Source organism: Rhizobium sp. PP-CC-3G-465 (assembly GCF_004343445.1).
Taxonomy (GTDB): domain Bacteria; phylum Pseudomonadota; class Alphaproteobacteria; order Rhizobiales; family Rhizobiaceae; genus Ferranicluibacter; species Ferranicluibacter rubi.
The window spans coordinates 1-7,275 of the sequence record NZ_SLYH01000037.1; the positions used below are offsets into that span (position 1 = coordinate 1).

7 protein-coding genes are annotated in these 7,275 nt (G+C 56.0%); all 7 read right to left on the reverse strand.

Annotation, left to right across the window (positions count from 1 at the left end):
* Positions 1-792: 792 nt before the first annotated feature.
* The 7 genes from C8J33_RS26425 to C8J33_RS26455 all read right to left on the reverse strand — a co-directional run bounded on the left by C8J33_RS26425 (position 793) and on the right by C8J33_RS26455 (position 6,964).
* A complete protein-coding gene (locus C8J33_RS26425; RefSeq protein WP_165929906.1) occupies positions 793-1,341 on the reverse strand; it encodes an SH3 domain-containing protein in 549 nt (182 codons plus the stop codon).
* A gap of 76 nt (positions 1,342-1,417) precedes the next feature.
* Positions 1,418-2,416 carry a hypothetical protein gene (locus C8J33_RS26430; protein WP_132665901.1) on the reverse strand — a complete coding sequence of 333 codons (999 nt, stop codon included), beginning with the start codon at positions 2,414-2,416 and terminating at the stop codon, positions 1,418-1,420.
* Positions 2,417-2,446: 30 nt separating this feature from the next.
* Positions 2,447-3,082 carry a His-Xaa-Ser repeat protein HxsA gene (gene hxsA, locus C8J33_RS26435; protein WP_110731113.1) on the reverse strand — a complete coding sequence of 212 codons (636 nt, stop codon included), beginning with the start codon at positions 3,080-3,082 and terminating at the stop codon, positions 2,447-2,449.
* A complete protein-coding gene (hxsC, locus tag C8J33_RS26440) occupies positions 3,079-4,167 on the reverse strand; it encodes a His-Xaa-Ser system radical SAM maturase HxsC (RefSeq protein ID WP_132443108.1) in 1,089 nt (362 codons plus the stop codon). The genes hxsA and hxsC overlap by 4 nt, the downstream gene beginning before the upstream one ends.
* On the reverse strand, positions 4,164-5,573 hold the full coding sequence (gene hxsB, locus C8J33_RS26445) for a His-Xaa-Ser system radical SAM maturase HxsB (protein WP_132665902.1): 1,410 nt from the start codon (positions 5,571-5,573) through the stop codon (positions 4,164-4,166). Before hxsB ends, hxsC begins: the two co-directional genes overlap by 4 nt.
* Positions 5,554-5,826: a hypothetical protein gene (locus tag C8J33_RS26450; protein ID WP_165906886.1), complete on the reverse strand. Its 273-nt coding sequence runs from the start codon at positions 5,824-5,826 to the stop codon at positions 5,554-5,556. Before C8J33_RS26450 ends, hxsB begins: the two co-directional genes overlap by 20 nt.
* 76 nt (positions 5,827-5,902) lie before the next feature.
* Entirely contained in the window at positions 5,903-6,964 is a 1,062-nt protein-coding gene (locus C8J33_RS26455; RefSeq protein WP_132665903.1) for a hypothetical protein, read from the reverse strand.
* Between the last annotated feature and the right edge of the window lie 311 nt (positions 6,965-7,275).

A 7,275-nucleotide genomic window follows, 5' to 3' on the forward strand; every position in this document is an offset into this window, starting at 1 on the left:
GGTCTAGACATAGATCCTCACATTCAGAGAACTCGTATGCCCGAAATACCCTGCTCAGCATCAGCCGCGCCAGATGGGGTCTCCTTGCCGCTTACGCAGATTTCTCTGATCGGCCAAATCAGGCGATGTTCTGGCATTTTCTTTAGCGGCTGCGGGGCCTAAAATTATTGCTGCGAACAGCATCGAAAGCGCTGCTTTTGTGCCTTGCGGTCGTCTTCTCTCGATCCCACCACTGGATTCCTGCTTTCCGGATACGACTTACGGGTGCATTCGCATCTCTTAATACGAGTTGGATATATGTCAATACCTGCGATTGCTCGTCGTGTAGAGAAACGACGAAGCTTCCTTGTCAGAGCCTTAAAACAGAAATACCTCATAAATATGACATTGATGCTCTTCTTTTGTGTATACCTCAATCCCAGCAGGCTTATCGCACTTCGCTATCTATCGTTTTGACGACATTCATCGCAGCAGTTCCGCCGCGCCACATAAAGCGAAACGAGGGCCGCTCCCATGGGCATTCACGCCTTGAGGGGTATCAAACAAGAGCTCACCAAAAATTGTAGCGCACCAATCACTCTAGAAGGTATAAATCAGCGGGATCAGAATATGAACGTGAAGGACCTCAACGGCGGTTGAATGCCGGTTGCCGCTCCGCACGGTAGCGTGGTGCAGTTCGTAGCTTGTGGATCGGGAGTTGTGTACAGAAGAACCGGCTCATTTCGGTATGCCGCTCTGCAACAGTAACCCTAGAATTTGGCATCGGTCTTTATGTAGGTTGGTGCCTGTTCCTTAGTTGATGACGTCAGTGACAAAGCGGCCGTTCACCCAGCCCTTTCGACCCGTCCCTGCCTCTAGGACGTGCAGCCATCCTGCCTCCTCCTCCAGAATTGCCACCTTCGCCCCAACGGGTAGCGTTGATACGAGGAGGTAATTAGCAGCCGGCCCTTCCCGCATGTTCACGTTCGTCGTGGTGACGCCTGTTCTCTTTAAAGAGTCGTCTGTCGGCGGCGATTCAATCGACACTGGAGCGGTTGGAGCTCCTAGCTCTTCTGGCGTACTTAAAGATGACCCGTTTCTGGTATCTCCAAGCTCTCCTCCGTTGATCGTATCGAGCTCGGCAAGCAATATGCTCACGGCCTTGTCGAACGCCAAGCGGACATCAGGGTCAATGTCCCGTACTGGAAGCAAAACCTTATCGTCGACTGTAGCTTCCACCGCCGTGATCTGCATCTCGGGAACTGGAGTGTTGCGGGTAACGGACGGCGTGTCCGCATTGGTATTTGTTTGCCTCGCTTCCGGAGGATCCGACGGCGCGGAAGCTTCCTGGCTCGGTGTCACCGCCGGCCTCGTAACTTTCGACGAAGCGCTCGCCAACACGACAGCGCCGACCGTCAGTCCGACAATGATCCAGAAGTCACGGTAAGGTGCGGACATCGCGACCCTTAATGTAGCTGATATCGGTCTCGACCTGTTTCAGCCGTATGAAGGCGGAGACCATGGGCTGGGGAGCCTGAGCTCTCAACATTGTGGCTTCTTCGCAAAATCTCTGGAGATCTTCTTGTCCTTTCGCAAGCTCGCGTTCCAGCTGGTCCCGTTGGATGCCAAACTCATTCTTGACGCGCTGGATAGCGGTGTGATCGGTAGGAGCAGTTTCATGAAAAGTGAAAGTACGCTCCACCTCGCGTGACCACCGCTGCAGCTCCTCTGCAAGGGATGGCCCAATCCCGGAGACGTGCGTTACCTGTCTCTGGTGAAGGTCCCATGCCGTGACGATTCCGTGTGAAGCCAGCTTTTTTACGCGCCTGGAACCTACGCCCTTTATATCCGCGCCGCTGATCAACTTCTGCTGAAGATATCGCTCGAGCTGGCTCCGGCGCTTCTCCTGATCGAGACTTACGAGTTTTCGGTGCTCGCGCACTGGCAACTCGGTGTAGGCGACAGCGGTTTCGAGCAGTTCGCTTTTCCGCCTGTTGAATGGCGCAGGGCTCCCCCGATCCAACCAGCTCGCAACTTCTTTTTCCCACGCTGCACGAGCCTCAGCGAGTTCCTGCTTGAAAACTGACCGTCGCGTCCATGCCCGAAGCGTCATGACCGCCGCGATGGCGCACAGTACTGAACCCCAAAACCCATGGACCTGGGATGCGAGATAGATGCCAGTGGAGGTCGACACCAGTCCGGCGAAAATGGTCCATCGTCGTGCCGCGCGCGCCGTACGGCCCGCGCCCGATACCGTTAGTGTGCCCGTATCGGGCATAAGCAAGGCCGGATCTGGCGCAGGACCGGGGCCTTGCATCCGCTTGATCGATGCTATGAGCTCGCCCGCCGAAATCGACGGCTTGATCAGCTGAACGCGTTTCATAAATGAAAAACCAACACCGATGAGGTCACCAAAGCGTTCGGTCTGGATCGCCAACCAGAAAACGCATGGGGTCGGCCGCCCATCTCAGTTTGCGACGATCGCGAAGGCATTGAGCACTTCCGGCGTTATGGTACCTGTCACCTTTAGATTGTAGTCGGTTTGCATGGACGAAATCGCCGTCTTACAAGCGGGCCCGACCCTGCCATCTATCGCGCCGGTGTAGTAGCCATAGGCAGTGAGCGCAGTTTGGACCTGCATTACGATGCGCCTGAACTTGTCGGTATTGCCTGGAAGCGTCTTTAATGGAGCCTGCATATCTGAAGGCTGTGCGGGATCGATGGCCGCCGGATAAGACGACAGTGCCCTCGGAACCACTGGCGCCGAGGGGTAAACGGGAGCGACAGATGCCGGTGGAGACACAGAAGGAGCGGGCGGGGAGTAGTCCGGAGTCGGCGCAGAATACGTCGGTGAGCTGTACGAGCGTGTCGTATATCCACCGCCGCTGCTGGACCTGTGGCTGGAGTGTGAGCTGTGCGACCTATGCGAGCTGTGCGATCGGTGTCCGGCCAATGTGAAGACGTGCTTGAGCTTGAGCTTTTCAAGGATCGACGGACCATGATCTTTCGGACCTACGCCCTCAGGAAGCGGCATCGCCGATGCCTTTGACGGAAAGAACCCCGCTGCAAGGAGCGACGGTACCAAGAATACGCGCGCCTTCATATTCCCCCCAAACGTGTAAACCCCTCACCATGCTTATACCACTCGAAAAACCCACCACAAGCTTGACGCGAAGAGCAACCGTCACAAAAGTCTAGGTACTTCCGTTTCCAATCGGAAATGGTCGAAGGAGCGTGACGTCGGTACTCATGCGGGACTGAGCAAAGGGGGAAGTTGTAGAGAGACACCGACTGGCCACGGGCCATGCTGATATCGATAGCGCGTGCAACATTGCTGAAGTCTTCTGAAGTGTCCTGGAACGACTTCCTCCAATTCATGCGGCCGTAGCCGATCGGCTCCAGCTGCATCATCGCCCAAACCGAGCTAAAGCTGAGACGTGAGCTGATGAAGTCGGCGAGCGTCGGCAATTGATCCCAGTTCTGGCGCAGCACGACGGTGCGAAGCTCAACCGAGGCGCCGGCCCTCATGAGAACCGTCAACCCTTCTGTGAGCTTGGCGAACGCTCCGCTCTTGCCGACAATCCGATCGTGAACCGTGGCATCGACAGCGTAAATCGGCACACCCCACAGAATTCGCTCCGGCCCAAGCTCGGCGATTGCTGGTACATCCGCTGCGGAGAGGTGCTGTCCGTTGGTCAAAATATGGAATGTGAGATCGGGCCTTGCTTCGACAACCCTTTCCAGCATCTCAAGCAGCCGGGACTTGTAGAGAAGTGGCTCGCCCCCCGATATGCCGATCACTGCCTTTTCCGGCGCCAGCAGAGCCGCAGTCGCAAACTGATCGAAGAGATCCGTGTGGTACGATTTAGGCGGCTGCGAGCACATGACGCAAAGCTGGTCGCAGCGTTCCGTCACGAGGAGCGTATTGTGCTTGGAGGACGCACGGATCAGCCGATGGGCGCTCGGCTGTCCAGGCACGATCAGCAGAACATCCCCGTCGATGTTGTTGGATGACGGGGCGTGGACGACTAACGAGAACCCTTGGAGATCATACTCCAGCCTGTCGTCTTCCTCGAACAAGAGAACCGCGTCGTTATCCGTCCGGATTGTTGGTTCGTGCGCCAGGAGCCTCACCACGAGCGGTTCTAGGATCGGTGGTGCCTCGACGGCAACGCGGAGGTTGATCATGCGTGTGCCTTCACAAGCAGAGGGTCGATGCTCTGCGAGCCAGCCCATATTGCCAGGGATTTCTGGACTCTAGGATCCTCCGAATAGAGCAACTCGAACACCTTGTCGAAGATCGCCATGTGCCGCTGGCAGAAGTCGGTCTGATGTTTCGGCAGGTCAATCCTCCCGTATCTCGACAAATCGTCGATGAGATCAACGCCGCAAAAAGGCTGGTACACGCAGTGAACGCAATCTGGATGGAAGTTGTTGCTCGCTTCTTCATTCAGCGCATCGACCTTAGACTGGTCGATCCCGGACGCAACGTGGCCAACGGACAAATCCATCTGGCCGACGCGTGTCACCATGCGGGCCTCGTCGGTTGGGTAAACGCGACCGTCATGGTCTATGACGAGATAGCCGCTGCCTAGGATATTTGGGTTACGCAGATCGACGTGGCCGTCGTGACCAGCGCGGAGAACCCGCCGCAGGCAATGCACGAAATAATACTCCTCGACGTGGTCGACAGCCTCCCAATTGTGAACGATCGCCGCGTCGAGGAATTCCGAGTAATAGCGTATCCATGCCCTTGTGGTAGCAAGGGCGTCGAACCTCTTGCGCGCGAAACCCTGGAAGTTGACCGGCCGGATATAGATCGACCGCATGTTGAAGGACGCATACATCTCGATCACTGTCCGAGGCGAAGGAGCGTGTCGCGGGTCGATGGTCGGCAGCGCGGACACTTTTCCTTCACCCAGGTGCGAGGTGGCGTGCATCAGGTTTTCGAAAAACCGATTGGTGGCGGAAACGGTCGAGGTGCGTTGGTTCAGGTGTGCCTCTTTGCTTCCGTCCAGCGACGTGCTTACGGAGACATCCGGAAGCGCTAGGAACGCCCATGCTTCCGGAGAAACCACCTGAAGGTTGGTGCAGACAACGAACTCACAGGCGTCAAACGTTGCGTTGCAAAAGTCGCGAACGTCCGAGAGTATGTCGAGTCGAAGCAGCGGTTCGCCACCCTGGAATTCGATCTTGATTGTTCGGGTCTGGAGGCCAGAAAGGTAATGGAGAACGCTTGCAAGGGTCTCGTCTGTCCAGTCGAAACCAGGCGTGGTTTCATTAACACGAGAGACCTGGCAGTAGCTGCAAGCCAGGTTGCAGCGCAGCGTCGGGACCAGGATGACATAATCGAGCTGACGCGGCAGATACAGGCGGGTCGCGAAGGCATAGGCAAAGCCAGCATAAGAGAGATCCTGCTCATCAGTGTATGAGAAGCCGTTTGCCGCTAGAAATGCGAGGTCTCGCCCTTCCAGCGCCTCATACACATAGCGATCAAGGAACGCCTCGCTCGACCGGAAAAACCGGCCGCCGTCGTCGGTAAATAGGATCTGGCCGTTTGCGGCCTTGCGAAACTTAAAGGGAACGACGGTCACGTCCGGTCACGCCTTCGATGAGCATCTGCCGCAGCGGCAAGGTTTGCGCGAGAATTTTCTCGCGGTACAAACAGAACATCAGTTCACGGAAGAGATCAGTGTCACCACTGTCAGGCCCCAAAATCCTTAGGCTTTCCCCGTCGAACAAGACCTCCACGGTCGGATGGAGATAACTGAACCGCGTAATTGTGTCTGCGACGTACGGGAGCAGCCGTGGATGCAGCGCCGTGGACGATTGGTATAGTAGGCTCATGTAGCAAAACTCCCGCCTCAACAGGACCATACGGGCGGGTTTTAGGTTCCACAACCGTTAAACGCAGTTAGCTAGCCTAAGGTTGAAGATTAGCTTTCAACGATTTGGCGCAAAGCGACGATGATCCGATGGTATGCTTGAAAAGCTCGATCCACTCGTCATTTTCGAAATCGAAGATCTGTACGACGCAAGCCTGTGAAACAGTTTCTTGCCACTGTGCAACCATCATGCGGCTTTTTAGCGAGAACTGAAGCTTGAGTGCAGGTACTCGTTGTGCTGCAAGCGGGAACCGAAAAACCTCTCCAGTCCGGACGTTGCCTGCGAAAACATCGACGCAATCTCGACCGCAGGGCACACGCACGATTGCATATTCTCCGGCGTAATCCGGACCATCTGCCATGCGCTCGGATAATCTCGAGGCGAACGTCTGAAAAACAGACGCACGTCCGGTCAAATCAGGCGCATTATTTGGCCCCGTGTAAATCCTGGCAACGGGGAGTTGAGAGAGCCTTACCCTTGAGAGATCAGGAATGCGCTTAGGGACAGCATCAGCCGACGATGCGATCCATTCAATAGGCTTATAGCCGACATCGGCGACAGCCGGCCCTGCCCTTTCCGCGAATTCGTCACGGTTGGCGATCGAAATCGAGGTAAGAACTGCGACGTCTGCCACTTGGTCGTAGAGGTCGTTAGCTTGAATATTGCGAAAATATGCTAACGCGGCCTTGTCCACTCTGGTGGTGAACGAGACAATCAGCCTGCTGTTCTTGACCTCGTAACTGCTTACGAAACTCAGGTAACCTTGCTTAGCCTGAACTGGTGGAACCTTCGCATTTAGCAGCCCTTTGCTTCCAAATCGGCTACTGATGGCGGAAAGCGTTGTGACGCCGAACTTGAAGTCCGCAAAGTAAGCGGGGACACCAACAGGGCGCTCTTGCCATTTTACATCTAGCCGGAGGATCTCATGGGATCCGGGCAGTACCATGGCTGAAAGCTTTACGCCTTTCTCCATTGCGCCAAGTGACCTTGCGGCGACTGATATCGGTCCAGCCACTTTGGTTCCGTTTCCGGCAGCAAGCGGTTCGCCTATCGAAAGTCCTTCAATCGTCTGCGCGCTTGAACGTTCGACTGCTGTCATGCAAAAAGCAAGCATCGCTAAGCAGGCGCTTACCTTCCAAGCCGCTGGGCTACTCCCGATACGTAGCAAGTACCTCTCCCTACGCCCGCAGGATCTCCTGCTGGGCTGTCTGCCACCTTATCCAGGATCCTTAAGAGTATCCAGAGCTCGTTACAGTCATCCTTCACCTGCGGCTGTGGCATTGTGCCGGCTGCAGCGGCTGTTAGGATCGGATCGTGGTCGAGTAGCTATGCCATTCGGCTTCGCCCTCACAGATCCGGGCGGGCGGATTTCCCGCACCCGGCTCTTCCCGAGAGTAACCCGCGTCATCT